This window comes from Italian clover phyllody phytoplasma str. MA1, from assembly GCF_000300695.1.
Taxonomy (GTDB): domain Bacteria; phylum Bacillota_I; class Bacilli_A; order Acholeplasmatales; family Acholeplasmataceae; genus Phytoplasma.
The window spans coordinates 1-1,182 of record NZ_AKIM01000115.1 but is presented as its reverse complement, the minus strand read 5'-3'; the positions used below and the strand labels follow the sequence as shown (position 1 = coordinate 1,182).

The 1,182-nt window shown below is 25.8% G+C and carries 2 protein-coding genes; both read left to right on the top strand.

Annotation, left to right across the window (positions count from 1 at the left end):
* The first annotated feature begins 77 nt into the window (after window positions 1-77).
* A complete protein-coding gene (locus tag RI01_RS02800; RefSeq protein ID WP_017193158.1) occupies window positions 78-284 on the top strand; it encodes a hypothetical protein in 207 nt (68 codons plus the stop codon).
* Between the two features lie 225 nt (window positions 285-509).
* The gene (locus RI01_RS02790) at window positions 510-1,139 is read left to right on the top strand and encodes a YqaJ viral recombinase family protein (protein WP_011160719.1); all 630 of its coding nucleotides are present in this window, start codon (window positions 510-512) and stop codon (window positions 1,137-1,139) included.
* The last annotated feature ends 43 nt before the right edge of the window (window positions 1,140-1,182 follow it).

Genomic DNA, 1,182 nt, shown 5'->3' with positions numbered 1-1,182 from the left:
AAAAAAATTATATTACAAAACAAAGACTCTCTCTTATAGAGAGTTTTTTTATTTCACCAAGAAAGGAAACAAAAATTATGTTCATTAAAAAAATCTTACCATCTTTATCCATTAACATCATTATCTTTATTTTTTTAATCCCTTTAATTTTTATTAATTATTTCATCAAATTCTATCTTTTTACTTATCAATTAAACATCCAAAGGTTAAAAAAAGGCATCGTAGTTAGATTTTATCAACATCTAACCACTATTAAAACTAATAATCATGTGGAACCTAATTAATACTTGGTTAACAAAGTTAAATAATGGGTTTGTTGCTATAAGTAATTGTTTTTTTAATAATCAAAACCAATGGCTTAATTTAGCTTTATTAATCATTATCTTATTATTTTTACCTCATCTCTTATGTTTAATTGATTTTCTTTTTAAATTTTTACATTATATAATTAAATTTATTTATTATTTAGGCCAATATATCATCTCATTATTTAAGAAAGAAAAATAACCATGAGAATCAAACTATCACAACGTACCAAAGAATGGTACCAACACCGCAAAAAATATATTAACGCTTCCGAAATTGGAAGCATTACTGGAAAAGATAAATTTAGAACCTTAGAACAATTAGTCCACGATAAACTCTTTGGCACCACATTTACTTCCAATAAATACACCGAACATGGTAATAAAACCGAACCTTTAGCTAGAACTTTCTTTGAAAAAACAACTAATCTAAATTTTCCTGATACCATCTTTACCGATGATGAAGTCAAAATGTTTTCCGCTTCCTTAGATGGTTATAATCAACAAACCAACACTCTCTTAGAAATCAAATGTCCTTATCGCGATGAAAACAACAATATATCAACATCATGGAATGGCTTCTTTTCCTACCAAGAAGTCCCTATTAACTACTGGGCTCAAATTCAATGTCAACTCTATTGTTCCCAAGCTAAATTTGCTTATTTTTTAGTTTATTTTAATGATAATGATTATCATGTAGTCAGAATTTACTTAGATAATAATTTTATTACCAAAATGATTCAAGATAGCAAACAATATTTAGAACTTTTATCAAAAACTAAACAAGAATTATCACAAACAACTTATTTAAAACGATTAAGTAAATTTAAATAATAATTAAAACCCTAAGACCTTCAAATCGAAGGTCTTTTTTTAT

Coding starts and splice junctions, on each gene's coding strand:
- RI01_RS02800 (WP_017193158.1), top strand. CDS start 78: ATGTTCATTAAAAAAATCTTACCATCTTTATCCATTAACATCATTATC.
- RI01_RS02790 (WP_011160719.1), top strand. CDS start 510: ATGAGAATCAAACTATCACAACGTACCAAAGAATGGTACCAACACCGC.